This is a genomic window from Afipia sp. GAS231 (genome assembly GCF_900103365.1).
In the GTDB taxonomy this organism is placed as follows: domain Bacteria; phylum Pseudomonadota; class Alphaproteobacteria; order Rhizobiales; family Xanthobacteraceae; genus Bradyrhizobium.
On record NZ_LT629703.1, the window covers coordinates 1,039,185 to 1,061,974 of the forward strand.

A 22,790-nucleotide genomic window follows, 5' to 3' on the forward strand; every position below is an offset into this window, starting at 1 on the left:
CCGATATTGCATCAATCCAGCGTGCGACGGAAGCGCGTCACGGCGATCGTCATGGCCAGTAGCATCAATGCCATAAGTGCAATCGTGTCATACTGCAAATTCTGGATGGTGGCGCCCTTCAGCATGATGGCGCGGACGATGCGAACGTAATGTGTCAGCGGCAGGCCCTCGCCGATATATTGCGCCCAGACCGGCATGCCCGCGAACGGAAACATGAATCCGGACAACAAAATACTCGGCAAGAAGAACATCATCGACAACTGCATCGCCTGCAACTGGTTCTGCACGATGGTCGAGAAGGTGTAGCCGATCGCGAGATTCGTGGTGATGAACAGCGTCGACAGCAGCGCCAGCGTGAACAGGCTGCCGAGGATCGGCACCCCGAACAACAACACCCCGATCCCGACGATCAGCGTCGCCTGAACGAATCCGACGATCACATAGGGCACGATCTTGCCGAACATCACCTCGACCGGCTTGATCGGCATCGACAGCAGGCTTTCCATGGTGCCGCGCTCGATCTCGCGCGTCACCGACAGCGCGGTGAAGATCAGCATGGTCATGGTCAGGATGGTGCCGACCAGGCCCGGCACGATGTTGAGCCGCGACGAGCCCGCCGGGTTATAGCGGGCGTGGGCGCGGATCTCGAACGGCATCGACGGCGGATCACCGGCCTGGAGATCGTGCGCCAGCGCGGTCTGCACGACGCCGCCGAGCGTCCCGAGCGCCGAACCCGCCGCCACCGGATCGGTCGCATCGGCCGCGACCAATAGCGCCGGCTTGTCGCCGCGCCGCACCGAACGCTCGAAGCCGCGCGGGATTTCGACGCCGAACAGCACCTTGCCCGACTGCAGGAGATCGTCAAACTCGGCGACGCTGTGAACCTCGCGGGTGAAGCGGAAATAGGCAGTGTTTTCGATCGCCTTCAGCACAGAGCGCGCGAGATCGCTGTCCTCCTGCAGCAACACCGCCGTCGGCAGGTTGCGCGGCGTGGTGTTGATGGCAAAGCCGAACAGGACGAGCTGCATCACCGGCAGCATCACGATCATCGCGAACGAGACCCGGTCGCGGCGAAGCTGGATGAATTCCTTGACCAGCATCGCATAGCTGCGCCACCAGAAGCCGAACGGCGGCTCCTTGATGTCGTGGCTCTGGCGATAGGCTTCGTTCGCACTCATTGGAAATTGTCCTTTGAGCGGCTCATCAGGTCGATGAACACGTCCTCCAGCGAGGGCTCGCTGGGCTGGAAGTGCCACCCCTTGCCGTCACGATAGCGCGCGACGGTCGCTTCGAGCGCGGATTTGTCGCGGCCGGAGACATGCAGGCTGGTGCCGAACGGCGCCACCGTGTCGATGCCGGGCTTGCCGGTGAGTTCTGCGGAGAGCGCATTGAGATCGTCGCCGGTGACGGTGTAGGTCGACAGCGCCGATTTCGCGATCACCTCCTCCACGGTGCCGTGCGCCAGCAGGTGGCCATAGGCGATATAAGCGATCTCGTGACAGCGCTCGGCCTCGTCCATGTAATGGGTGGAGACCAGCACCGTCAGCCCTTCAGCGGCCAGCGCATGAATCTCGTTCCAGAAATCGCGCCGCGCCTTGGGATCGACGCCAGCGGTCGGCTCGTCCAGCAACAGCAGTTGCGGATTGGGCAAGGTGCAGGCGCCGAGCGCCAATCGCTGCTTCCAGCCGCCGGAGAGCTCGCCGGCGAGCTGCTCCTCGCGGCCGGTGAGACCAATGCGCTTGATCATCTCGCGCGCGGCGCTTTTCGCATTGCGCATGCCGTAGAGCCGCGCCACGAATTCCAGGTTCTCCCGCACCGAGAGGTCCTGATACAGGCTAAAGCGCTGCGTCATGTAGCCGACCTGGCGCTTGATCTTGTCGGCGTCGCGGCGGATGTCGTAGCCGAGGCAGGTGCCATCGCCGGCATCCGGCGTCAGCAGGCCGCACAGCATGCGGATCGTCGTGGTCTTGCCGGAGCCGTTCGGGCCGAGGAAGCCGTAGATGGTGCCGCGCTTCACCTGCATCGACAGGTCATGCACGACCTCGCGACCGCTGAACGATTTCGAAAGACCCGCGACATCGATGGCGATGTCGATGTCGGGCGCTGATGCCGGCGCTGAGCTCATCGCTTGTCCGCCACCGGTGTGCGGGCATTGAAGAATACGCTGATCGGCTGGCCGACGCGCAAACTGTCCGGCCGGCTCGGCCGCGCCTGGATCAGATAGACCAGCTTGTTGCGCTCATCGAGGCTGTAGATGACAGGCGGGGTATATTCGGCCGTGGTCGCGATGAAGTAGATCTTTGCGGTGAGGTCGGCTGCGCAGTTGTCGCAGGTGACCTTCACCTCGTCGCCGATCGCAAGTTTCGGCAGCTCGGTCTCGGGCACGAAGAAGCGCAGCTTCATGTTGCCGGGCGGCATGATCGACACCACCGGCCGTTGCGCCGCCACCATCTCGCCTTCGCGGAAATAGATCTGCTGGATGGTGCCGGCGATCGGTGCAAAGCCGCTGCGCCGCGCCAACCGGGTCTGCGAGGTATTGACGCGGGCTTCCGCCACGCGCAGCGCCGAGACCGCGGAGTCGAGGGTGGCCTGCGTGCCCGAGCCGGTCTTGCTCAGCGAGGCGGCGCGGTCATAGCTCTGCTGCGCATTGGCCAGCGTGGCGTTGTTCTGGTTGAGATCGGCCTGCTGCAGATCGTCGTCGACGGTGTAGAGCGGCGCGCCGGGCTTGACCTCGTCGCCCTCGCGGACGTTGAGTTTGGTCACGCGGCCGGATTCATCGGGGCTGACGAAGATCATATCGGCCTCGACCCAGCCCTGAAAGCCGGGATCCTTGCGCTCGTTGCAGCCCGCCAGCATGGCGGCCAGCCCCAGCGCGGTCGCGACTGCTCTTGCTTGCGACGAAGTCATGCCGTCCTCCGTTCGCCAAAAATCAGGTCGAGATGCACGCGAAACATCTCGAGTGCATCCAGTGGCGCGTGTTTACTGAAGAGGCTTTGCCAGATTACGGCGATCATTGCCGGCGCCACCAGGATCTGCGGGAAGCGCGCGAGATTTTTGTTCGAGATTTCGCCACGCGCGATTCCGAGTTCGATCATGGCGCGCATGCCGGCAAGGCCGCGCGAGACCACCTCGCGGTAGTAGAAGTCGGCAACCGCAGGAAAGCGCGGCCCCTCCGCCATGATCAGCCGCACGATGTCGCCGCGCCGCGTCGTCACCACCTGCTCGATGAAAGTCCTGACAAAGCCCTCCACCATGTCGCGCACCGTGGCGCCGGGCCGCGGCGGCGTGGCGCCAAGGCTCATGACCAGCGGCACGATCGCGGTGCGGATCAATTCCTCGAACATCGATTCCTTGTCCTTGAAGTGCAGGTAGATCGTGCCCTTGGCTACGCCGGCGCGTTTGGCGACGTCGTCGAGCCGCGTCGCCGCAAAGCCGCGCGCGATGAATTCCTCCATCGCCGCCTCGACGATCGCCCCCCGCCGCTCCGCCGCGCGCTCGGCGCGGTTGGGAGCGGGCTGCGCGGCCGGGCGCTTTGGCGAGACCTTTTTGGGTGCTGTTTTTGTCATTGCTTAAATATGACTGACTGGTCAGTCATTGTCAAGAAGCTGGGTTTCAATGCAATTTCACATCGGCGTCATTGGTGATCATTCACATCGTTCCAAAGACTTATCCCGTCATTTGCGAGCCAACGGGTCGGGCGAATGCCCGCCCGATGACAGGCTCCGCGAAGCAATCCATTCTTTCTTCACGTGGAGAGATGGATTGCGTCACTCCGTTCGCAATGACGGCGCCGTAGGATGGGTGGAGCGCAGCGATACCCATCGCTTCACCGGTAGTGTTGATGGGTATCGCTGTGCTCAACCCATCCTTGTAATAGCAAAATCGATTATTGTCGGTGTGTTCCGAAAGGAATGGCCTGCCACGGACGGCAATCCGCGGCAGGCCGCTGGCGATCGGATCGTACCCATCCAGAGCCACTTTTGGCTGCTCCGTAGCGAGATCGTCGTCAGCACCTTCATCGGACCCGGATGGTTGCCGGAACAACTTGGTTCGCTTCACAAGGCAGGGTCGACGAAGATGACACAGATTATCATAACGACGGCTGGAATCGATACGTCCAAGTCCAAACTGGACATCGCAGTTCACGATCGTGCCGAGCGTTGGCAGGTCGCAAACGTCTTGCCTGGCTGGCGAGCCCTTGCCGGTTACCTAGCCAAGGCCGGCGTGACGCGCGTCGGCATCGAGGCGACCGGCGGGTATGAACGTGGTGTGGTGGAGCATTTACGCGAGGCAGGCTTTACCGTGCTGGTGCTGCAGCCGATCCAGGTCAAGGCGTTTGGCCGGGTGCATCTGTGCCGCGCCAAGAACGATGCGCTCGACGCGGTCTTGATCGCGGCTTGCACAGCAACGCTCGATCCGCCGAAGACTACGCCAGATTCACGTCTGGCTGAATTGGCTGAAAATCTGACTTTCCTCGATCAAATCGATGAGGATCTCAGGCGCTTCAAGACCCGGCTGGAACATATCCACGAGCCTCGGTTGCGGCGAATGGTTCTTGGCGAAATTGCTCGATGGAACGCGCGACGGCTCGCCCAGGTTCGTTACATTGCCAAGCAATTACGCTCTCACCCCGATCTCGCCGCTCGCTTTGATCTGGTGCTCAGTATTCCTGGAATCGGTGAGCGGACTGCACTGGCAATCATTATCCGTATGCCCGAGCTTGGTCGCGTGAGCCGGGAGGAAGCCGCAGCCCTCGCCGGACTTGCTCCCTTCGACAACGACAGCGGGCAGCAAAAAGGGCAACGCCACATCGCCGGCGGCCGAGCTCGCTTGCGGCGCTCCCTGTTCGCGGCAGCCCTCCCAGCAGTGTTCCGGTGGAACAAGGCCCTCACCATGCTCTACGCACGCCTAATAGCATCCGGAAAGCATCATAACGCCGCACTCATCGCCTGCGCCCGCAAGCTCCTGATCTACGCCAACACCGTCGTTCAACGCGGTACCCCGTGGATCGAAAAAGATGCTTAGCTTTAATGGTTGCTACGAATCTCGAATACGTGTTCCGATCTCGCGGCGCGATGCCCCTACCCGCGATCCAGGCAGCAGCAATGCGCCGCGCGCGTTGCCCTCGGTGCGCGAACCTGCTGCAATGTCGGAAATCATCGGGCACAACAATCGCCCGGCACGGAGGAAAGCGCCGATGGCCATTATCGATTCCCAGGTCCATGCCTATGAGGCGAATACGCCGAAGCGGCCCTGGCACACGGTGCCGAACTGGCCCGATCACGTCACCGGCGACGAGATGGTGGCGGCGATGGACAAGGTCGGCGTCGACGGCGCGATCTTCATCTCCTCGTTTTCGATGTACCGCTACGACGCCAGCTATGCCGTGGACGTGCAACGCGCCCATCCCGGCCGGATGGCGATCGTCAAGCCCGTCGACCCTGAGAACCCCGATGTGGCCGATGTCGTCGCCGAGTGGAAGAAGACGCCGGGCGCAGTCGGCATTCGCATCATGCTCACGAGAGAGAACCGCCGCACGCATGACCATCCCGGGCTCGACCGGATCGCGGCCGCGGCCGTCCGCTACGACTTTCCGGTCAACCTGCTGTGCTGGGACAATGTGGACGAAGGCACGGCGCTGATCGATCGCCATCCCAACACCCGCTTCATCGTCGACCATCTCGGCATCCTGCAGCCACGCCAACCGCCGGCGCCGCTCGAACCCTGGGCCGATTTGCCAAAGGTGCTGGCACTCGCCAAGCGCCCGAACGCCGTGATCAAGGTCAGCGGCGCCTGCACGCTGTCGCGGCAGCCCTACCCGTTCCCCGACATCTGGGATCCGCTGGCGCGCGTGTTCGACGCCTGGGGTTTCGATCGCTGCCTCTGGGGCACCGACTGGACCCGCGCGTTTGCCGTCGTCAACTACGAGCAGGCCGTGGTGCCGTTCCTCAAGACGGATCGGCTCAGCGCCACCGAGCGGGCAATGCTGATGGGCGGCGCCTGCGCCAAGGCCTATGGCTGGTCACCGAAGAAGTAAGGCGCAACGCCTGGAGCCTCTTCCGTTCCGATGGAATCGGAACGGGGCTCTAGGTTTTTGATTTGACGCGTTTTCTTGACGCGAACCGGTTTCCACTTCGCTGGAAAACGCTCCAGCTTCCTCGCTATACCGCGCGTCGCTCCGGCGAGATGTCGTGCGAATAGTGCGAACACTCGACCGCGACCGACAACGCAGCTTCTTTCAGTGCTGCCGGGTCACGCTCACCCTTGGCGGCGCGCGCAAGAATTTGCGAAGCCATGTCGGCCATCATTGTCGACGTACGCCTGGATTCCGGAAGCGCCGTGGCCGCATCGTCGAGGACTGCCTTCATCAATCCGATCAGCTCCGGCTGAAAAACCGCTCCAATGGTACCCATCGCCGTCTCCTCACTCGCCCCCCCTCCTTTATTGTTGGGCAACAGGAGACGTCTGTCTATCCAATACCGTACAAAGGTACGCGCAATTCGCCAGCGCGGACTCTTCGCTGCGATGCAGCGACCAGCGACGCCCTGCGCGCGCCAGCCGTGAAACTTCGACCCGTCGACGATCCCCTCAAGCGCCGCGCGCTCCACGAGCATCGCGGATCGGCGTCATTCACTCGCGCGAACGAGCTCGGCAATGCGACCGTCGGCGCGGCGGAGACGCCGGCAAAGCTCGCGGTTGATATTCTGCATCACCATCACGTAGGCGTGAATGTCGGCCTTGTAGCAACTGTAGAGATTTTGCGCCGTGAGCTCGTACAGCACGGTCGGGCTCTCCGCGACGACGGTGGCCGACCGGTTCTGCATTTCGATCAAGGTCATTTCGCCGAAAAAATCACCCGGCGCGAGACCCGTCATACGAATGACGCGCCCCGAATACCCGAGCTGGCTCACCACGAGTTCGCCGGAGTGAACAATGAACATCGAGCGCCCCGGTTCGCCTTCCGCGACCACGGTGGCGCCGGCGTCGAAGCGGCGCTCGATCAGCATGGAGATCAGGAAATCGAGGCCTGCGACCGAGAGGGCACCGAAAAACGGTGTGGCGAGCAAGAACGCTTTCAAATCGGGCGAGCTGACAGCCATCCACCTAATATACTTCGGCCGTGGCAAGCGGGCCAAGCCCGACGGAACCCATCTACCACGAATATTCGTGCGCGGGTGTCAACCTGCCAGGCCGCCCGGCGGCATCAGGACCACAAGCCACAAAAAAAAGCCCGGACGCGCTGGGCGGCCGGGGAGTTGCGGTATCAAGGCCGTTTTTGATCATTAGCAGATGGTGACGATGCGGCCGCTGGGCGTGACGGCCGACCGGCATGCGCTGCTGTAGATCCCGGCAGAGATCAGGTCGAGACCGAGACCAAGGCCAAGGCCGCTGCCGAAGTGACGTCCGCCGAATCCACCGCCGAAGTGACGTCCGCCAAATCCGCCACCGGCGAAGTGATGACCGCCAAATCCGCCTCCCCGGCCAAAGCCGCCGCCAAACGCTCTTGCGGAAGCCTCGGTCGGAACCAGCGCCATCGCACTCAGCGACGCCGCAGCGACAAGTCCAATGACAATTTTGCGCAACATTTGATTCTACTCCTCCGTTGATGCGCCGCCGCTTCCAGCATTGGCGCGGGTTCAGGTCTCCCGCTCCGCCGGGGTGTCCGTCGAAGCCGGTTTGGCCGATGTCGGCCATCTCCAGGGACGGACGCGCCAGGCTTTTTTCACCTGTCAGCTTTGGATTTTTGGTGGGGGTCTTGCCCGCCGCGGCCGAGCTAACGCGCTCGGCGCCGTGCCTGGCGCAAGATGGTCAAGATCGTAGCCTCAACCAATACGGCATTCGATCCACCCGCTAGCTGTGAAACTTCAACCCGTCGATGATCTTGTCGATCACCTTGCGCTCGGCGCGCATCGCGAGCCCGACCAGGTTGAGTTCGGCGCGGATCACGGCCTTGACCACCTCGCGGTTGGCGGCGTCATGCGTGGTCTTGAACATGTCTTCGGTATAGACCGCCGGCGTGACATTGCGGGCCAGCGCGCGTTCCAGCGCGCGCGACAGCGCCGGACGATCGGCGCCGTAGATCAGGATCGGCTGGCCGATCAGCGGCAGGTATTTTGTGCCGGAGCCGTCGCCATAGGGTTCGCCGACGCATTCCGGAAACGCCGCGGCAATGCCGCCGGCCAGGAACGAAGCCACGTTGAGCTTCTGCCACGGTTCGAGATCGGTCCGGATCACGACCGCGATCTTGGTGTCGAATTGCATGATTTCTCCCGATGTACCGACGTCATTCCGGGGCGATGCGAAGCATCGAACCCGGAATCTCGAGCTGACAATCTCGAACTTCCAGGTTCGCGTCTTCGACGCGCCCCGGAATGACGATAGCAAAAATCATCCCGCGACACCGGCGATATCCGATTGCCGACCAGAACGTCACTTCCCTCCGCTGTTGCGCGTCCGCTTACGATCGCGATACTCTGCCTTGGGCAGGCAGAGACTTCAAAGATGTCAGGCAAGAATTGGGACCGGGTGCCGATCGACGCCCAGAGCGTCGATGCGCCGCTGTCGACGGCGGCGGTTTTTCTGGTGGTCACGGTGGCAAGCGAACCGGCTGCGCTCGCGAAGGCCGCGTCTGTCCTCGGCGACCTCGATGATCTCGTCAAGACGGTCGGATTTCGCGATCTTAACGGCCGCCTGTCGTGCATCGCCGGAATCGGCCGCGATCTCTGGGATCGCCTCGATTCAAAAAGCCGGCCGAAGGAGCTGAAACCGTTTGCGCCGATCAAGGGACCGGTTCATGCGGCACCATCGACGCCGGGCGACCTGCTCTTCCATATCCGGTCCGAACGACCCGACATGTGTTTCGAGTTCGAACGGATCCTGCTCGACAACCTCGGCGCCGCGGTGACGGTGGTCGACGAGGTTTCGGGCTTCCGGTATTTCGATGCCCGCGATCTCCTCGGCTTTGTCGACGGCACCGCCAATCCGACCGGCCTCGACCTGCCGGCCTCGTCGCTGGTCGGTGATGAAGACGCCGACTTCGCCGGCGGCAGCTATGTCGTCGTCCAGAAATATCTGCACGACCTCAACGCCTGGGGAAAAACCCCGACGCATCTGCAGGAGGAGATCATCGGCCGCACCAAGATTGATAATATCGAAATCGACGACGACGACGCGCCGCGCAAATCGCACAAGTCGCTGAACACCATCACCGACGCCGACGGTAACGAATACGACATCCTGCGCGACAACATGCCGTTCGGCCGGCCGGGACAGCAGGAATTCGGCACCTATTTTATCGGCTATACCCGCTATCTCTGGGTGATCGAAAAAATGCTGCAGCGGATGTATATCGGCGATCCGCCGGGCGCCTACGACCGCCTGCTCGATTTCTCGACGCCGCATACCGGCACGACGTTCTTTGCGCCGACCCGCCCGATGCTGCAGGTGATTATGGAAGCGGCGCAGAAGTAGTTCAGCCCTTGGCGTCGCAGGCCCAGGCGCGGATCACGCATTCCTTGCCGCCGAATTCGTAGCACTTCTTGGTGGCGGCGTTGAGCGAGCTCGAGATCTTCGGCTTCACGGCATAACCGTGGGGTCCGCAAGGGTTAGCCATGTCGACCGCCAATGCAGCGCAGGCGCGCTTCATGGTCACGGCCGTGCAGTCGCCCTTGCATTGTTTGAGCGCGGCGGCGCGCGCCGGCGCCTCGGCGGCATAGTCATAGGCCTGGCCATAGGCACCGCATTTGCCGACCGCCAACGCGCCCGCTGCCCAGGTTTCGGTGATGAAACGCGATGCACCCAGCAATACGGTCAGCGCCAGAATGAACAACGCACGGCGTTGCGCGGCGACAGTCGAAATAATCAAAATCCCCTCCCCCGAGGCGGCCCGGCCGGAATCTAGCCCGTGGGGAGTTTCAACTTGGTGAACGGAGGGTTGAAAAAGGGGCTGACGGAAGCTCGTAGAGTGGGCAGAGGCATCCTTGAGCCGTGCCCACCAACCCGGCCCGCGTGAGAAATGGTGGGCACGCTTGCGCTTTGCCCACCCTACGAACTGCGAGCTATTGTGCCCTACGCAGCAAGGGAATCGACTTGGCGCCGAAGCGCCGCGAAGGCGTCCCTGATGGCGACTTGAGCATGTTCATGCCGCGCGTCATTTGAGCCTGACTGGTTCACGACGATGTTTTCGTGCGGCGGAAGCGTCAACCAGATGTGGACCTCAAACCCGATACCGTGGCGATGCTTGTGGCTGGGTGCTATCACCTTGACGCGGCAACCGGTAATTCGCTGGTTATGGGTTTCCAGCCGCTCGATCTCGCTCAATATCTGGGATCGAGCAGCGTCCGATGATTCTGAACCTTCGAAGGTGATCTCTGGCGCGATTTGCATTTGGCCCTTTCCAGCGGTTGGGTCGGCGTCCTATGGCAATCCAGGCCACGCTGAATGGTTGCATCCCCAACGTCAGGAAGCCGGTTTCAGTGCGTCTGCGCCAGCTTTATCGTGGAGATCGGCCACTTGCCGTCGTGGCCCCTGATTGAAATTCGCAGGCCATGCAATTCATCAAGCCAAACCGTTTCGACCGTCCCTGCCTTCCCATCGGTAAGGATCACGGCCTTGCCGACAAGTTCGGCCTGGACCTGCTCGAACTCGCCGAGGATCGTGGTCGCGCGGACCATCACAGTTGGCATCTGACAACCCCGGATTGAGACGTTTAGCGAAAGCGCTGTCTGCATCTCAATGACGCGGAAGTCGTGGCCGCCGCGCGGCAAATAGGTGTTCCGGCGGAACCCCGCTTTACCCCCGCCGTGCTGCTTCCAGCGCCTGCGGGGTGTCGATGTCGAGAAACGCGCTGACGCCCTCGACCGCGACTTCAGCCACGGCTTCGGCGTGCTTGGCGATCAAATGACGGGCGCCGACGTCGCCGTCGAGCGTCATCAATTCGCGGAAGAAACGCCGCGACCACAGCACCGGATTACCACGACGGCCGTCGCTGACCGGCACCACGATCAACTGGCCGCGGTCGGGCGCAAAGCTCTCGATCAGGTGGTCGATCAGTTTGCTATCGATCAGCGGCATGTCGCCGAGGCACACGATGGCACCGTCGGCCTTGTCCGATACCGCCGCGATCCCTGCTTTCACGGAAGACGCAAGCCCGCCGGCGAAATCCGGGTTGCGGATGAATCTGACCTGGAGGCCGGCCAGGGCCTGCTCGACCAGGTCGGCCTGATGGCCGGTGACCACGATCACCTCCGATGCCTTCGAGGCCAGCGCCTGTTCGGCGACGGTCCGCACCAGTTTCTTGCCGTCGAGTTCGGCGAGCAGCTTGTTGGGTCCGCCCATCCGCGTCGAGCGGCCGGCGGCCAGCACGATCGCGGCGACGTTGCGGTTGGCCTCGATCTCGGCAACGGTGCGCGGCTGCGGCCGGGTGACGATTTCCATCAAGAGACCGCCGACGCCCATGCCGGTGAGTTCGGCGCGCGTGACCTTGAGGCCGGCGAGCAGGCGCATCAGCACCCAGTCAAAACCGTTTTCCACCGGAGAGCGCGCGCAGCCCGGGGCGCCCAGCACCGGCACGCCACCGGCGCTGCCGATCAGCAAGAGATTGCCGGGATCGACCGGCATACCAAAGTGCTCGATCGTGCCGCCGATTTCGGTGATTGCGGCAGGGATCACGTCGCGGCGGTCGGCAATCGCCGACGCACCGAAGACGATCACCAGTTCGGCGCCAAGGTCGAGCAGTTCCTTGATCGAAGCAGCCAGCACAGTCTCGTCATGCGGCACGCGGCGTTCGGCAATGATGGTGGCGCTGGCCGGCGCCAGCCGTTCCGCGGTGACGCGCAGCGTTTTTTCGATCACCTTCGGCGCCAGCCCCGGCAGCAAAGTCGAGACCACGCCGACACGCTTGATGGTGTAAGGCGCGATCCTCAGAGCGCCCTTGCCTGCCACCGCCACGGCCGCATCGCGCAAGGTGGCTTCGACGCCGAACGGAATCAGCTTCACGGTCGCGATCATCTCGCCTTCGACTACCGGCTTGTAGGCGGCAAGCGTCGCAAACGTGATGGCCTCGTCGACGCCGTTGATGCGGTCGACCGCAGCGCGGTCCACCACCAGCACGCCGGCTTTCGCCGCGAACAGATTGGCGCGGCCGGTAAAGGCGCGCTCGACATTGACGCCTTCGCCCGCCACCGCCTGCGCGATGCCGGCCGCGGCAACGTCTTCGGAGACGTCGCCCTCCTCCAGCCGCACCACGACGATTTCCGCAACACCGGCCTTGGTGAGCGCCTCGACTTCGGCGGGCCCGATCGTGGTGCCTTTTTTCAGCACCAGCGCACCCTGGCGCAGGGTGTGCACGGTGACGCCGCCAATCGCGTCGGCCGGACTGGCGGGACCGAATTTCATGCCGCTTGTTCTTTCACGTTTTCTTTTGGCATTCGCAGTTCGGCGGTGATCTCCGCCATGATCGAGACTGCGATCTCCGCCGGCGACACCGCACCGATGTTGAGCCCGATCGGGGCGCGGATGCGCGCGATGTCGGCATCGGAGGCGCCTTGCGCCTTCAGCCGCTCGCCGCGCTTGGCATGGGTTTTTCGCGAACCGAGCGCGCCGATATAGAAACAGTCGCGCGCAAAGGCATGCAGCAGCGCCGGATCGTCGATCTTGGGATCATGCGTGACCGCGACGAAGGCCGTGTAGTGATCGATGTTGAGCGGCGGCAGCGCGACGTCGGGCCATTCGGCGACCAGCGGCACGTCGGGGAAACGCTCGGGGCTCGCGAACGCCGTGCGCGGATCCACCACCGTGACGTCGTAGTCGAGCGCCCGCGCCAGCGGCGCCAGCGCCTGACTGATATGGACGGCACCGACGATGACGAGACGCGCGGTCGGCGCGTAGACATTGAGAAACAGCTTTTTGCCGCCAACCTCGACGTTGCCGCTCTTGCCCATGCGGAGCTGTTTCGACAATTCAGCGCGCAGCGGATCGGTGGCGATATCCTTGGCTTTCACCAGCCGCTGCTCGCCATTGGCGGTATCGGTGACGACGATCACCGGCCGGCGCGCGGCGCGCTCGGCGTTTACTTCCGTGAGGGTCTGGAGTTTCACGATTGACTCACCTTCTCGACGAAGACGCGGATGGTGCCGCCGCAGGAGAGCCCGACATTCCACGCGGTCTCGTCGGCGACGCCGAATTCGAGCATTTTGGGTTTGCCGCTGGCGATCACGTCCAGCGCCTCGGTGACGACGGCGCCTTCGACGCAGCCGCCGGAGACCGACCCCAAAAAGGTGCCGTCATCGTTGATGACGAGGCTGGAGCCGGCCGGACGCGGCGCCGAGCCCCAGGTTTCGACCACGGTCGCCAGGGCGACCCCATGACCGGCCTTTTGCCAGGCCTCGGCCGCCTGCAGAATGTCTTCGTCGCGGTTGAGCATGGCGGACCTCTCTCAGGCTGCGGATCGGATCAGGCTGCGGTGGTGCGGCGGAGGCGGCGCCGACAGCGCCGTGATCAGCTCGCCCATCGAGCTCAAATTATGTACCGGGCGGAATTCGTCAACGTGCGGAAGCATCATTTTGATGCCCTGTGCCTTGGCCTCGAAGCCGCTGTACCGCAGCAAGGGGTTGAGCCAGATCAGCCGGCGGCAGGACCGGTGCAGCCGGTCCATCTCGAACGCCAGTTTGTCGTCGGCCTCGCGCTCCAGCCCGTCGGAGATCAAGAGCACGATGGCGCCCTGCCCGAGGACGCGGCGCCCCCACAGATTGTTGAACGAATGCAGCGAGGTCGCGATCCGGGTGCCCCCGGCCCAGTCCTCGACCGAGGACGAGCAGCTCGCCAGCGCTTCGTCCGGATCGCGCGCCCGCAACGCCCGCGTCACATTGGTCAGTCTTGTGCCGAACAAAAACACCGAGACCCGCTTGCGGGCATCGGTGATGGCATGGAGGAAATGCAGGAACAGGCGGGTATATTCGCTCATTGATCCCGAGATATCGAGCAGCGCCACGATCGGCGCCGGCTTGTCGATCCGGCCGAGTTTGCGGATATCGATGATCTCGCCGCCGGTGCGCAAGGAGCTGCGCAGCGTCCGGCGCATGTCGAGCCGCATCCCCCTGGCATCGGGCTGGTAACGGCGGGTGCGCAGCTCGGCCTGCGGCAGCCGCATATTGGCGATGGCGCGGGTGACGTCGGCGATCTCCGCCGCACTCATCTGCGCAAAGTCTTTCTTCTGCAGGATCTCCTTGTCGGAGACCGACAGCCGCAACTCCTGCTGCTGCTCCTGCGCTGTCTCCTCGCGCATCGACGGCTGCGCCAGCGCCTCCTGGACGCGGCGCGAGGCCGGCGGCGGCTTCTTTTTGGCGTGGTCCGGCAACGGCACCGAATCCAGCATGCTCTTCCACTCTTCGGCGGCGCGGAAGAACAGTGCAAAGGCTTGTTCGAAAATCAGTGCGTGTTCATGACGCTTGACGAAGATCGCTTCAAGCGTCGTGTAAACGTCGGAACGGTTGCCGATCTCGATCACCTGCAGCGCGTTCAAGGCATCGATGACAGCCCCAGGCCCGACCGGCAGCCCGGCCGCCCGCAACGCGCGGGCAAAGCCGACCACGTTGTCGGCCATTTGCCCTGTCGGGGGATTGAGGTGATCGATGGTGGTCATCGGTTCAGGTCTCACTGCCGTCATTCCGGGGCGATGCGAAGCATCGAACCCGGAATCTCGAGATTCCGGGTCTGGTCCCTTCGGACCATCCCGGAATGACGACTACTTGTTACGACGCGAGAACTAGCTCTCGCTCGTCGCTTCCTTCAAAACCTTCTGCAGCGTGTCGCCCTGCATCCGCGCGATGTCGTCCTGGTATTTCAAGAGCGCGCCGAGCGTGTCGCCGACCACTTGCGGGGTCAGCGAACGGGCGTCGAGCTCCGTCAGCGCAGTGGCCCAGTCGATGGTCTCGGCAACGCCCGGCGACTTGTAGAAATCCTGGTCGCGCAGCATCTGCACGAAGCGGACAACCTGCTGCGAAAGTTTGGCGGAAATGTTGGGAACCCGCGACTTGACGATCGCAAGCTCGCGCTCGGCCTCGGGATAATCGACCCAGTGATAGAGACAGCGCCGCTTCAGTGCGTCGTGAATTTCGCGGGTGCGGTTCGAGGTGATGATGACGATCGGCGGCTCCGGTGCCTTGATGGTGCCGAACTCGGGAATCGTGACCTGGAAGTCGCTGAGAATTTCCAGCAGATAAGCCTCGAACGCCTCGTCGGCGCGATCGAGTTCGTCGATCAATAGCACCGGCGCGCCGGCGACATCAGGCTCCAGCGCCTGCAGCAGCGGCCGCTTGATCAGGAATTTTTCGGCGAAGATGTCCGATGAAAGCTGATCGCGGTCGGTATCCCCCGCGGCTTCGGCCAGCCGGATAGCGATCATCTGCGACGCGCTGTTCCACTCGTAGACCGCGGAAGCGACGTCGAGCCCTTCATAGCATTGCAGCCGGATCAGCTTGCGCCCAAGTGCCGCCGACAAGACTTTTGCAATTTCGGTCTTGCCGACCCCGGCCTCGCCTTCGAGGAACAGCGGCCGGCCCATGCGCAGCGACAGAAAAGTTACCGTCGCCAGCGACCGCTCGGCCAGATAGCCGCGCGAGGTCAGGAGTTCGAGCATCGCATCGACGGATTTGGGTGACGCCGATGCACTCATGAGCAGGCCAGTCTTGATACGATAGAACGCGGTTTCACTTCGCCGTCGCGGCTTCGACGGCGCGGCGCGTCAGCACGCCGATCAGATGCGCGCGATATTCGGCGCTGCCGTGCAGGTCGCTGTTCAAACCATCGGCGGAAACCGAAATGCCGTCGAGCACCTTGTGCGAGAAACGCTTCTTCAAGGCTTCCTCGAACGCCTCGGCGCGGAACACGCCGTCCGAGCCTGCGCCGGTGACGGCGACGCGAACGTCCGACGGACGCTTGGCGACGAACACGCCGACCAGCGCGTAGCGCGAGGCCTGGTTGCGGAACTTGATATAGGCCGCCTTCTTCGGCAGCGGGAACATCACCTTGGTGATGATCTCGTCGCTCTCGAGCGCCGTGGTGAACAGGCCCTGGAAAAACTCTTCGGCCTTCAGCTTGCGCTTGTTGGTGACGATGGTGGCGCCGAGCGCCAGCACCGCGGCCGGATAATCCGCGGTCGGATCGTTGTTGGCGAGCGAGCCGCCGATGGTGCCTTTATGACGCACCGCGGGGTCGCCGATCTGGCCTGCGAGTTCGGCCAGCGCCGGAATGGCTTCGCCGACGATCGCCGACGTTGCGACAGTCGCGTGCTTGGCGGTGGCGCCGATCACCAGCGAACGGCCCTTCATCTCGATGGTATCGAGACCTTCGATGTGGGAGAGGTCGACCAGATGCGGCGGGCTGGCGAGTCGCTGCTTCATGACCGGCACCAGCGTGTGGCCGCCTGCGATCACCTTGGCGTCTTCGTTCTTCAGCAACAGATTGGCGGCCTGCCGCACGGTCGCCGGGCGATGATATTTAAATTCGTACATGAGAAGTTCCTGATCGCGGGTCGCGATGAATTCGATTATGCGAGATCGGATTTCGCCATCGCCTTGGCGCCGGCGGCGATCGATTCAACGATGTTCTGATAGCCGGTGCAGCGGCACAGATTGCCTTCGAGCTCCTCGCGAATGACGTGGTCCGAAAGGTCATGGCCCTTGCGGTGCACCATATCGACCGCGGTCATGATCATGCCGGGGGTGCAGAAGCCGCACTGCAGACCGTGATGCTCGCGGAAAGCTTCCTGCATCGGATGCAGCGGCGCGCCGTCGGCGGCCAGACCCTCGATGGTGCGGACCTCATGGCCGTCGGCCATGACAGCAAGCGTGGTGCAGGACTTGACAGCCTTGCCGTCGAGATGGACGACGCACGCGCCGCATTGCGAGGTGTCGCAGCCGACATGGGTGCCCGTCAGCCGGAGATTTTCCCGCAGAAGCTGAACCAGGAGGGTACGGGGGTCGATATTGGCGTTTACGGGATTGCCGTTCACGATCAGGGAAATCTTGGCCATCAGCACTCTCTTGGGCTGCGGGCCGCATATCGGCCGCGCAGGCGTTTAAAATCATTCCAAGGCCATAATATGGGCCATCCCGCCAATGAGCAACCTCGGGAGCCCCCCGCTTGGGGCATGGCCTGACATGGTATGCGGGACAGTCCGGGCGGCCTTTTGCGGATCACCCTTGGGGGATCAGCCCTGTACCGCTTTGGCGAAATTGGCGAAGAATTCGTCGGCCAGTTTCTTGGCCGAACCGTTGATCAGGCGCTGCCCGAGCTGGGCCAGCTTGCCGCCGATCTGCGCTTCGACATTATAGCTCAACAGCGTGCCGCCGTCCTTTTCGGCCAGGCCCACGGTGGCGCCGCCCTTGGCAAAACCGGCGACGCCGCCCTCGCCTTCGCCGGAGATCTTGTAGCCGTTCGGCGGGTCGAGGTCGCTCAGCGTAACCTTGCCCTTGAAGCGGGCCGAGACCGGGCCGACCTTCATTTTGGCGGTGGCGCGGAAACCGTTGTCTTCGGTCTTTTCCAGTTCCTCGCAGCCGGGAATGCAGGCCTTCAGCACCTCCGGATCGTTCAATTTGGCCCACACGGCCTCGCGCGGCGCCGCAAGCTGGACTTCGCCGGTCATCGTCATGGCCATGGGGGTGCCTCCTGAAATCGCCTTGGTCTGTGACCCCAAGTAAGCCACGTGGGGGCGAAAGGAAAGGCCGCGTTCCGACATAGAGCGATGCATATTCGCAACGCGCGGCGGCCGGGCGAGGATACCGCAACGAGGGCATTGGCAGCGCCAGTCGGGAATGGTTAGGTCGCGCGCATATGAGCACGTCCCTCTCCCCTTTGCTGGCGCCGATGCTGTCGAGTGCCGCGATGCGCGCGGTCTGCGATGACGTCGCATGCCTGCAAAATATGCTGGATTTCGAGGCCGGCCTGGCGCGCGCGGAAGCCGCGACAGGCGTGATTCCGGCAAGCTCAGCCGGCCCGATCACGGCCGCCTGCCGCGCCGAATCATTCGATCTCGCGGCCCTCGCCGAGGCCGCCACGCGATCCGGCAATCTCGCAATCCCCCTCGTCAAGGCGTTAACGGCTTCAGTCGCGAAGACCGACGCTGATGCCGCCCGCTATGTCCATTGGGGCGCGACCAGCCAGGACGTCATCGACACCGGTGCCATGCTCGGCCTGCGCGCCGGCATCGATGCCTTGCTCGCCGACACCGGCCGCGCCGTCGCGGGTTTTGCGGCACTGGCGCAAAAGCATCGTCATACGCCGGTCGTCGCCCGTACCTGGTTGCAGCACGCGCTGCCGATGCCGTTCGGATTGAAGCTCGCCGAATATGCCGCGGCGCTGCACCGCTCGCGAAAGCGGCTGCAGCGGCTGCGCCGCGAGACGCTGGCGCTGCAATTCGGCGGCGCGGCCGGCACGCTCGCCGCGCTCGGCGACAAGGGGTTGCCGGTCGCGGAACGGCTGGCGCGGGAACTGAACTTGCCGCTGCCCGACGCGCCCTGGCACACCCACCGCGACCGCATCGCGGAAGCGGCGTCCGTGTTCGCGATCCTCGCCGGCACCTGCGGCAAGATCGCCCGCGACGTCTCGTTGATGATGCAGACCGACGTCGGTGAAGCCTTCGAACCCTCGGGCGAAGGCCGCGGCGGTTCGTCCACCATGCCGCACAAGCGCAATCCGGTTGCGGCAGCCAGCGCGCTTGGTGCTGCGACCATGGCACCCAATCTCGCGGCGACGATCTTTGCGGCGCAGGTGCAGGACCACGAGCGCAGCGCGGGGCCGTGGCACGCGGAATGGCCGACCTTGCCGACGCTGATGCTGGTCACATCGGGCGCGCTGGCCGCGATCGTCGATATCGGCGAAGGACTGGAAGTCGATGCCGCAAGGATGCGGGTCAATCTCGATGCGACCCATGGGCTGATCATGGCCGAGGCCGTAACGATGGCGCTGGCCGAGAAGATCGGCAAAAGCGACGCGCATCATCTGATCGAGGGGGCCAGCAAGAAGGCGGTCGCCGACAAGAAACATCTGCGCGACGTGCTGACCGCGGATTCGAAAATCACCGCGCTGCTAAGCGCCGACCACATTGCCAAACTGTTCGAGCCGATGGCCTATCAGGGCGCCTCGCAGGCCCTGATCGACCGCCTGCTCGCTTCAATCGACGACAGATAAGAGACCGGAGAATTTCAGATGCCGATGATCGACGCCGACGGGTGCCTGCTCAACGTATCCGTCGAAGGCCGCGACGGCGGACCGACGCTGATGCTGTCGAATTCGCTCGGCTCCACCATGGCGATGTGGGAGCCGCAGATGAAGGCGCTAGGCCAGGTGTTTCGCGTCATCCGCTACGACCGGCGCGGCCACGGCAAATCGAACGTGCCGCCCGGCCCCTATTCGATGGAGCGCTTCGGCCGCGACGTGCTGGCGATCCTCGACGATCTCAACATCGCCAAGACGCATTGGTGCGGCCTGTCGATGGGCGGCATGGTCGGGCAATGGCTGGGCGCGAACGCACCCGATCGGTTCGGCAAGATCATTCTCGCCAACACCGCCTGCCACTATCCGGACCCGACCCGCTGGCACGAGCGCATCAAGGCGGTGAAGGAAGGCGGCATCGCCGCCGTTGCCGACGCCGTGATGTCGGGCTGGCTGACCTCAGATTTTCGCGAGCGCGAGCCGCAGATCGCCGCCAACATGAAGGCGATGATGCTGACCACGCCGGTCGAAGGCTACATCGCCTGCTGCGAGGCGCTGTCGACGCTCGATCTGCGCGAGGCGTTGCCTGATATCAAGAGCCCGACGCTGGTGATCGCCGGACGCCACGACATGTCAACGCCGATTTCTGCCGCCGAATACATTCGCAGCCAGATTCCCGGCGCCAGCATGACGATCCTGGACGCCGCGCATATTTCCAATGTCGAGCAACCGCACGCCTTCACCGACGCGGTGGTCGGTTTCCTGACGCAACGCTAACTCAAACAACGTCATTGCGAGGAGCGAAGCGACGAAGCAATCCAGACTTTCTTTGCGGATGAATGGATTGCTTCGCTCCGCTCGCAATGACGGGAGGGAAAAACTCATGGATGACAACCAGCGCCGCGACGACGGCATGACCCAGCGCCGAAAAGTGCTCGGCAACGAATGGGTCGACAAATCGCTTGCCAACCGCAACGCGTTCAATACCGATTTTCAGGACCTGATCACGCGTTATGCCTGGGGCGATATCTGGACCCGGCCGCACTTCGACCACCGCACCCGCCGCGTGCTGGTGATCGGCACCATGGTCGCGCTCGGCCAGTGGGACGAATTCCGCCTGCACGTTCGCGCCGCGCTCACCGAAGGCGGTTTCACCCCCAACGACATCAAGGAGATCTTGCTGCAGCAGGCGATCTATTGCGGCGTGCCGGCGGCCAATCACGCCGTCAAGGAAGCCGCGGCGATCGTCGCCGAACTGGGATTGCTGAAGGGGTAGCCGCAGGGGCGCCGGACCGCCCGTCCCGTCCGGGCCGAAGCCGGCCCGGAAACGGCCCTAGCGTGGGAAAGCCGCGCAGGTGAGCAATATTGCTCAGACCGTCCACCCGGAAAAATGGCAGGCTCGGCATTGTCAACGGGAGGCGAGCTTTAGCCGCGGCTCGACTGCTGACGAGGGAGCCCCGCTCACCCCAAGCGGGGCTCCCTTCGCTTCGCCGTTTTTAACACCCAAATCCGCCTGCCCCGGTTTTAGTTCGGACGCCTGTCGTCTCAACGGCTATGATGGGCACCACCCGGGATTCCTCAGAATATGGCAGCCAAGCCTCATCAAGTCGCTTTCGACCCCAGGGAATTTCTCGCCATGGTCGGCGAGGGAAAGACCATTGTCGAGTATCGCAAGGACGAGGTCGTGTTCGCCCAGGGGGACGCGGCCGACACGATTTATTATGTTCAAAAGGGCCGGTTGAAGGTCGTCGTCATTTCCGAGCAGGGCAAGGAAGCGGTTGTGGGCATGCTCGAGCCCGGCCAGTTCTTCGGCGAGGGTTGCCTGAACGGTCATTCGCTGCGCATCGCGACAACCACGGCGATGGAAGCATGCCTGGTCACCGCGATCGCCAAAATCGCGATGCTCGCCGCGCTTCACAGCGAGCCCAAGTTTTCCGAACTGTTCATGGCGCATCTTTTGACCCGAAACAGCCGGATCGAAGAGGACCTGATCGATCAACTGTTCAATTCAAGTGAGAAACGGCTGGCGCGCCTGCTGCTTCTGCTGGCCAATTTCGGCAAGGAAGGCAGCCCGCAGCCGATCAGCCCGAACATCAGTCAGGAAACCCTGGCCGAGATGATCGGGACCACCCGCTCCCGCGTCAGTTTCTTCATGAACAAATTCCGCAAACTCGGCTTCATCAGCTACAACGGAAAAATCGAGGTCCACAGCTCGCTCCTGAACGCGGTGCTGTACGACAAGCCGGAAATCCAGCGCGAGCCGTAGACGGCGCGCGCTGATTGATCATCGCCTGATCGCCGCACGACAGTCCAGGACGCGCGCCAACCTTGCACATGAAGCTTTGGACACGTTCCCGTCAACGGCGGAACGTTCGCGGCTGCCGCCTGTTGCCTCCACAGCAATTCATGGAGGATTGAATGACCAAATTGAAGATTATTGGCGCGGCCTGTGTCGCGATCGCGCTTGCAGCTTCTCCGGCACTCGCACGCGGCCCCGGTGGCGGACACGGCGGCGGCGCTCACTTTAGCGGCGGCGGCGGCGGCGGGGTGCCCCACTTTGCCGGCGGCGGCATCGGCGGCGCACGCGTTGCGTCCGGCGGCGCGCGGTTCGGCGGCGGTAATTATCGCGGCGGCGGCTTCCGGCACGGCGGGTTTGGACCCGGTATCGCAGCCGGCGTCATCGCCGGTGCCGCGCTGGGCGGCTACGGTTATGGCTACGGCGATTCCGGTTACTACGACGACTCCTACGCCTATGATCCCGGTCCGGCAGTGGCTTACGGCGGCTCATACGGCGGCTACAATCCCAACGGATTCGTCTGCGAGCCGGGAACGGTATTTCGTGGCGAAGACGGTCGCCGGCATCTCTGCCAGTAAGCGCGCTACGTCCAAACGGCAAAAGGGCGGCCCGAAAGGGTCGCTTTTTTTGCGACGGAGAAGATGACAATAATGCGACGTATGAATTCGTGCGTCTGCCGCACGAGAGCGCACGCAATTGAGTTAAAGGTGACGAAATTCGTCGATCGCCTGGAAGCAATTCGTTTGCAAAAAAATCCCGATCGAATCTCCCAAAGTGAGCAATATTGACCAGTCACCTGATCAGATCGGTCCTACCTTCGGTTGCGTTACGCCATAGCATCGTTCACTGGCGCTGACGTTGGTACGATCGAGGAGAAGGGTGATGGAGCATCACTACTCACGAGATATATCAACCGGCAAGATCAACCCCCGACTCTGCAAAATGTGCGCGGCAGCGATGGTGTCGGCCCGGATAACGCCGGCGCGGCTCGGGATCAACGCTCGAACTTTCGAATGCCTTCAGTGCAATCATGTCGAGAAAGTTCTCGAAGCGGCCGATCCGATCCGCTCCAACGTGCTCGGCTGGCTGTTCGGCGAACTAAGGCCCCCGACCTAACCTCAGCCCGCAGCCGAAACGGCTGCCAGCGAGGTAAATGCCTTGACGACGTCGACCGTTCACAGGGACTACGTCGCAATCTTCTACGCATTTCATCCCGCAGTTCGCCGCGTGGTTTGTCAAGCCGCTGTTCTTTGAAGGTGTCTCGCAGGTTCGGCCGACGTCC

General features: G+C 63.1%; 28 protein-coding genes. 9 read left to right on the forward strand and 19 right to left on the reverse strand.

Annotated elements, in window-relative coordinates; genetic code table 11:
- Positions 1 to 11: 11 nt before the first annotated feature.
- From BLS26_RS04935 to BLS26_RS04950, 4 genes are read right to left on the reverse strand one after another with little or no spacing between them, the layout of a single operon-like run.
- Positions 12 to 1,178: an ABC transporter permease gene (locus tag BLS26_RS04935; RefSeq protein ID WP_092508941.1), complete on the reverse strand. Its 1,167-nt coding sequence runs from the start codon at positions 1,176 to 1,178 to the stop codon at positions 12 to 14.
- The gene (locus BLS26_RS04940; protein WP_092508943.1) at positions 1,175 to 2,125 is read right to left on the reverse strand and encodes an ABC transporter ATP-binding protein; all 951 of its coding nucleotides are present in this window, start codon (positions 2,123 to 2,125) and stop codon (positions 1,175 to 1,177) included. The genes BLS26_RS04935 and BLS26_RS04940 overlap by 4 nt, the downstream gene beginning before the upstream one ends.
- On the reverse strand, positions 2,122 to 2,907 hold the full coding sequence (locus tag BLS26_RS04945) for an HlyD family secretion protein (protein WP_092508945.1): 786 nt from the start codon (positions 2,905 to 2,907) through the stop codon (positions 2,122 to 2,124). Before BLS26_RS04945 ends, BLS26_RS04940 begins: the two co-directional genes overlap by 4 nt.
- Positions 2,904 to 3,566 carry a TetR/AcrR family transcriptional regulator gene (locus tag BLS26_RS04950; RefSeq protein ID WP_092508947.1) on the reverse strand — a complete coding sequence of 221 codons (663 nt, stop codon included), beginning with the start codon at positions 3,564 to 3,566 and terminating at the stop codon, positions 2,904 to 2,906. The genes BLS26_RS04945 and BLS26_RS04950 overlap by 4 nt, the downstream gene beginning before the upstream one ends.
- A 49-nt stretch (positions 3,567 to 3,615) precedes the next feature.
- On the opposite strand from BLS26_RS04950, the gene BLS26_RS04955 reads away from it, so the two are divergent.
- Together BLS26_RS04955 and BLS26_RS04960 are read left to right on the forward strand one after the other, a co-directional pair.
- A complete protein-coding gene (locus BLS26_RS04955; RefSeq protein WP_244541846.1) occupies positions 3,616 to 5,025 on the forward strand; it encodes an IS110 family transposase in 1,410 nt (469 codons plus the stop codon).
- Between the two features lie 172 nt (positions 5,026 to 5,197).
- Positions 5,198 to 6,037, forward strand: coding sequence for an amidohydrolase (locus BLS26_RS04960; protein ID WP_157676302.1), 840 nt, complete (start codon positions 5,198 to 5,200; stop codon positions 6,035 to 6,037).
- Positions 6,038 to 6,161: 124 nt separating this feature from the next.
- Here BLS26_RS04960 and BLS26_RS35540 read toward each other — a convergent pair whose 3' ends face one another.
- The 4 genes from BLS26_RS35540 to BLS26_RS04980 all read right to left on the reverse strand — a co-directional run bounded on the left by BLS26_RS35540 (position 6,162) and on the right by BLS26_RS04980 (position 8,262).
- Positions 6,162 to 6,413 carry a hypothetical protein gene (locus tag BLS26_RS35540; RefSeq protein ID WP_157676304.1) on the reverse strand — a complete coding sequence of 84 codons (252 nt, stop codon included), beginning with the start codon at positions 6,411 to 6,413 and terminating at the stop codon, positions 6,162 to 6,164.
- 213 nt (positions 6,414 to 6,626) lie between these two features.
- Positions 6,627 to 7,100, reverse strand: a complete 474-nt coding sequence (locus BLS26_RS04970) for a Crp/Fnr family transcriptional regulator (protein ID WP_092508953.1) — start codon at positions 7,098 to 7,100, stop codon at positions 6,627 to 6,629.
- Positions 7,101 to 7,283: 183 nt separating this feature from the next.
- Positions 7,284 to 7,586, reverse strand: a complete 303-nt coding sequence (locus BLS26_RS04975; protein ID WP_092508955.1) for a hypothetical protein — start codon at positions 7,584 to 7,586, stop codon at positions 7,284 to 7,286.
- Positions 7,587 to 7,851: 265 nt separating this feature from the next.
- Positions 7,852 to 8,262, reverse strand: a complete 411-nt coding sequence (locus BLS26_RS04980; protein WP_092508957.1) for a DUF2000 family protein — start codon at positions 8,260 to 8,262, stop codon at positions 7,852 to 7,854.
- Positions 8,263 to 8,502: 240 nt separating this feature from the next.
- On the opposite strand from BLS26_RS04980, the gene BLS26_RS04985 reads away from it, so the two are divergent.
- Complete coding sequence (locus BLS26_RS04985) at positions 8,503 to 9,471, forward strand: Dyp-type peroxidase (RefSeq protein WP_092508959.1); 969 nt, start codon at positions 8,503 to 8,505, stop codon at positions 9,469 to 9,471.
- 1 nt (position 9,472) lies between these two features.
- Here the strand turns inward: BLS26_RS04985 and BLS26_RS04990 are convergent, their stop codons facing one another.
- The 11 genes from BLS26_RS04990 to BLS26_RS05040 all read right to left on the reverse strand — a co-directional run bounded on the left by BLS26_RS04990 (position 9,473) and on the right by BLS26_RS05040 (position 17,656).
- Positions 9,473 to 9,862, reverse strand: coding sequence for a DUF4189 domain-containing protein (locus BLS26_RS04990; RefSeq protein ID WP_172804774.1), 390 nt, complete (start codon positions 9,860 to 9,862; stop codon positions 9,473 to 9,475).
- A gap of 206 nt (positions 9,863 to 10,068) precedes the next feature.
- Positions 10,069 to 10,386 carry an HPF/RaiA family ribosome-associated protein gene (locus BLS26_RS04995; protein WP_092508963.1) on the reverse strand — a complete coding sequence of 106 codons (318 nt, stop codon included), beginning with the start codon at positions 10,384 to 10,386 and terminating at the stop codon, positions 10,069 to 10,071.
- Positions 10,387 to 10,472: 86 nt separating this feature from the next.
- Positions 10,473 to 10,685: a photosystem reaction center subunit H gene (locus BLS26_RS05000; protein ID WP_092517644.1), complete on the reverse strand. Its 213-nt coding sequence runs from the start codon at positions 10,683 to 10,685 to the stop codon at positions 10,473 to 10,475.
- Between the two features lie 106 nt (positions 10,686 to 10,791).
- Positions 10,792 to 12,396: an NTP transferase domain-containing protein gene (locus BLS26_RS05005; protein WP_092508965.1), complete on the reverse strand. Its 1,605-nt coding sequence runs from the start codon at positions 12,394 to 12,396 to the stop codon at positions 10,792 to 10,794.
- Positions 12,393 to 13,097 carry an XdhC family protein gene (locus BLS26_RS05010; protein ID WP_092508967.1) on the reverse strand — a complete coding sequence of 235 codons (705 nt, stop codon included), beginning with the start codon at positions 13,095 to 13,097 and terminating at the stop codon, positions 12,393 to 12,395. The genes BLS26_RS05005 and BLS26_RS05010 overlap by 4 nt, the downstream gene beginning before the upstream one ends.
- Positions 13,094 to 13,423: an XdhC family protein gene (locus BLS26_RS05015; protein WP_092508969.1), complete on the reverse strand. Its 330-nt coding sequence runs from the start codon at positions 13,421 to 13,423 to the stop codon at positions 13,094 to 13,096. The genes BLS26_RS05010 and BLS26_RS05015 overlap by 4 nt, the downstream gene beginning before the upstream one ends.
- A 12-nt stretch (positions 13,424 to 13,435) precedes the next feature.
- Complete coding sequence (locus BLS26_RS05020; RefSeq protein ID WP_172804544.1) at positions 13,436 to 14,641, reverse strand: VWA domain-containing protein; 1,206 nt, start codon at positions 14,639 to 14,641, stop codon at positions 13,436 to 13,438.
- A 123-nt stretch (positions 14,642 to 14,764) separates the two neighbouring features.
- The gene (locus BLS26_RS05025; protein ID WP_092508973.1) at positions 14,765 to 15,673 is read right to left on the reverse strand and encodes a MoxR family ATPase; all 909 of its coding nucleotides are present in this window, start codon (positions 15,671 to 15,673) and stop codon (positions 14,765 to 14,767) included.
- 34 nt (positions 15,674 to 15,707) lie between these two features.
- A complete protein-coding gene (locus BLS26_RS05030) occupies positions 15,708 to 16,511 on the reverse strand; it encodes a xanthine dehydrogenase family protein subunit M (RefSeq protein WP_092508975.1) in 804 nt (267 codons plus the stop codon).
- 35 nt (positions 16,512 to 16,546) lie between these two features.
- On the reverse strand, positions 16,547 to 17,032 hold the full coding sequence (locus tag BLS26_RS05035) for a (2Fe-2S)-binding protein (RefSeq protein ID WP_074830873.1): 486 nt from the start codon (positions 17,030 to 17,032) through the stop codon (positions 16,547 to 16,549).
- 177 nt (positions 17,033 to 17,209) lie between these two features.
- Positions 17,210 to 17,656, reverse strand: a complete 447-nt coding sequence (locus BLS26_RS05040; RefSeq protein WP_027539662.1) for a carbon monoxide dehydrogenase subunit G — start codon at positions 17,654 to 17,656, stop codon at positions 17,210 to 17,212.
- Positions 17,657 to 17,832: 176 nt separating this feature from the next.
- Between BLS26_RS05040 and BLS26_RS05045 the strand changes: the two genes are divergently transcribed.
- From BLS26_RS05045 to BLS26_RS36555, 6 genes are all read left to right on the forward strand, one after another.
- Positions 17,833 to 19,188, forward strand: a complete 1,356-nt coding sequence (locus tag BLS26_RS05045; protein ID WP_092508977.1) for a 3-carboxy-cis,cis-muconate cycloisomerase — start codon at positions 17,833 to 17,835, stop codon at positions 19,186 to 19,188.
- 18 nt (positions 19,189 to 19,206) lie between these two features.
- Positions 19,207 to 19,989, forward strand: a complete 783-nt coding sequence (pcaD, locus tag BLS26_RS05050) for a 3-oxoadipate enol-lactonase (protein ID WP_092508979.1) — start codon at positions 19,207 to 19,209, stop codon at positions 19,987 to 19,989.
- Between the two features lie 106 nt (positions 19,990 to 20,095).
- Positions 20,096 to 20,488 carry a carboxymuconolactone decarboxylase family protein gene (locus tag BLS26_RS05055; RefSeq protein ID WP_092508981.1) on the forward strand — a complete coding sequence of 131 codons (393 nt, stop codon included), beginning with the start codon at positions 20,096 to 20,098 and terminating at the stop codon, positions 20,486 to 20,488.
- A 309-nt stretch (positions 20,489 to 20,797) separates the two neighbouring features.
- Complete coding sequence (locus tag BLS26_RS05060) at positions 20,798 to 21,478, forward strand: Crp/Fnr family transcriptional regulator (protein ID WP_092508983.1); 681 nt, start codon at positions 20,798 to 20,800, stop codon at positions 21,476 to 21,478.
- Positions 21,479 to 21,630: 152 nt separating this feature from the next.
- Positions 21,631 to 22,086 carry a hypothetical protein gene (locus BLS26_RS05065; protein WP_092508985.1) on the forward strand — a complete coding sequence of 152 codons (456 nt, stop codon included), beginning with the start codon at positions 21,631 to 21,633 and terminating at the stop codon, positions 22,084 to 22,086.
- Between the two features lie 304 nt (positions 22,087 to 22,390).
- The gene (locus BLS26_RS36555) at positions 22,391 to 22,624 is read left to right on the forward strand and encodes a response regulator (RefSeq protein WP_157676306.1); all 234 of its coding nucleotides are present in this window, start codon (positions 22,391 to 22,393) and stop codon (positions 22,622 to 22,624) included.
- The last annotated feature ends 166 nt before the right edge of the window (positions 22,625 to 22,790 follow it).

What these genes read in the sequence shown, in the direction of transcription:
- BLS26_RS05000 (WP_092517644.1), bottom strand. Translation starts at nt 10,685, where the DNA reads ATGCCAACTGTGATGGTCCGCGCGACCACGATCCTCGGCGAGTTCGAG.
- BLS26_RS04955 (WP_244541846.1), top strand. Translation starts at nt 3,616, where the DNA reads ATGCAATTTCACATCGGCGTCATTGGTGATCATTCACATCGTTCCAAA.
- BLS26_RS04960 (WP_157676302.1), top strand. Translation starts at nt 5,198, where the DNA reads ATGGCCATTATCGATTCCCAGGTCCATGCCTATGAGGCGAATACGCCG.
- BLS26_RS04935 (WP_092508941.1), bottom strand. Translation starts at nt 1,178, where the DNA reads ATGAGTGCGAACGAAGCCTATCGCCAGAGCCACGACATCAAGGAGCCG.
- BLS26_RS05060 (WP_092508983.1), top strand. Translation starts at nt 20,798, where the DNA reads ATGGCAGCCAAGCCTCATCAAGTCGCTTTCGACCCCAGGGAATTTCTC.
- BLS26_RS05015 (WP_092508969.1), bottom strand. Translation starts at nt 13,423, where the DNA reads ATGCTCAACCGCGACGAAGACATTCTGCAGGCGGCCGAGGCCTGGCAA.
- BLS26_RS05005 (WP_092508965.1), bottom strand. Translation starts at nt 12,396, where the DNA reads ATGAAATTCGGTCCCGCCAGTCCGGCCGACGCGATTGGCGGCGTCACC.
- BLS26_RS04945 (WP_092508945.1), bottom strand. Translation starts at nt 2,907, where the DNA reads ATGACTTCGTCGCAAGCAAGAGCAGTCGCGACCGCGCTGGGGCTGGCC.
- BLS26_RS04985 (WP_092508959.1), top strand. Translation starts at nt 8,503, where the DNA reads ATGTCAGGCAAGAATTGGGACCGGGTGCCGATCGACGCCCAGAGCGTC.
- BLS26_RS05025 (WP_092508973.1), bottom strand. Translation starts at nt 15,673, where the DNA reads ATGAGTGCATCGGCGTCACCCAAATCCGTCGATGCGATGCTCGAACTC.
- BLS26_RS04950 (WP_092508947.1), bottom strand. Translation starts at nt 3,566, where the DNA reads ATGACAAAAACAGCACCCAAAAAGGTCTCGCCAAAGCGCCCGGCCGCG.
- BLS26_RS04980 (WP_092508957.1), bottom strand. Translation starts at nt 8,262, where the DNA reads ATGCAATTCGACACCAAGATCGCGGTCGTGATCCGGACCGATCTCGAA.
- BLS26_RS04995 (WP_092508963.1), bottom strand. Translation starts at nt 10,386, where the DNA reads ATGCAAATCGCGCCAGAGATCACCTTCGAAGGTTCAGAATCATCGGAC.
- BLS26_RS04970 (WP_092508953.1), bottom strand. Translation starts at nt 7,100, where the DNA reads ATGGCTGTCAGCTCGCCCGATTTGAAAGCGTTCTTGCTCGCCACACCG.
- pcaD (WP_092508979.1), top strand. Translation starts at nt 19,207, where the DNA reads ATGCCGATGATCGACGCCGACGGGTGCCTGCTCAACGTATCCGTCGAA.
- BLS26_RS05055 (WP_092508981.1), top strand. Translation starts at nt 20,096, where the DNA reads ATGGATGACAACCAGCGCCGCGACGACGGCATGACCCAGCGCCGAAAA.
- BLS26_RS05020 (WP_172804544.1), bottom strand. Translation starts at nt 14,641, where the DNA reads ATGACCACCATCGATCACCTCAATCCCCCGACAGGGCAAATGGCCGAC.
- BLS26_RS05030 (WP_092508975.1), bottom strand. Translation starts at nt 16,511, where the DNA reads ATGTACGAATTTAAATATCATCGCCCGGCGACCGTGCGGCAGGCCGCC.
- BLS26_RS05035 (WP_074830873.1), bottom strand. Translation starts at nt 17,032, where the DNA reads ATGGCCAAGATTTCCCTGATCGTGAACGGCAATCCCGTAAACGCCAAT.
- BLS26_RS35540 (WP_157676304.1), bottom strand. Translation starts at nt 6,413, where the DNA reads ATGGGTACCATTGGAGCGGTTTTTCAGCCGGAGCTGATCGGATTGATG.
- BLS26_RS04975 (WP_092508955.1), bottom strand. Translation starts at nt 7,586, where the DNA reads ATGTTGCGCAAAATTGTCATTGGACTTGTCGCTGCGGCGTCGCTGAGT.
- BLS26_RS05040 (WP_027539662.1), bottom strand. Translation starts at nt 17,656, where the DNA reads ATGGCCATGACGATGACCGGCGAAGTCCAGCTTGCGGCGCCGCGCGAG.
- BLS26_RS36555 (WP_157676306.1), top strand. Translation starts at nt 22,391, where the DNA reads ATGGAGCATCACTACTCACGAGATATATCAACCGGCAAGATCAACCCC.
- BLS26_RS04940 (WP_092508943.1), bottom strand. Translation starts at nt 2,125, where the DNA reads ATGAGCTCAGCGCCGGCATCAGCGCCCGACATCGACATCGCCATCGAT.
- BLS26_RS05065 (WP_092508985.1), top strand. Translation starts at nt 21,631, where the DNA reads ATGACCAAATTGAAGATTATTGGCGCGGCCTGTGTCGCGATCGCGCTT.
- BLS26_RS05045 (WP_092508977.1), top strand. Translation starts at nt 17,833, where the DNA reads ATGAGCACGTCCCTCTCCCCTTTGCTGGCGCCGATGCTGTCGAGTGCC.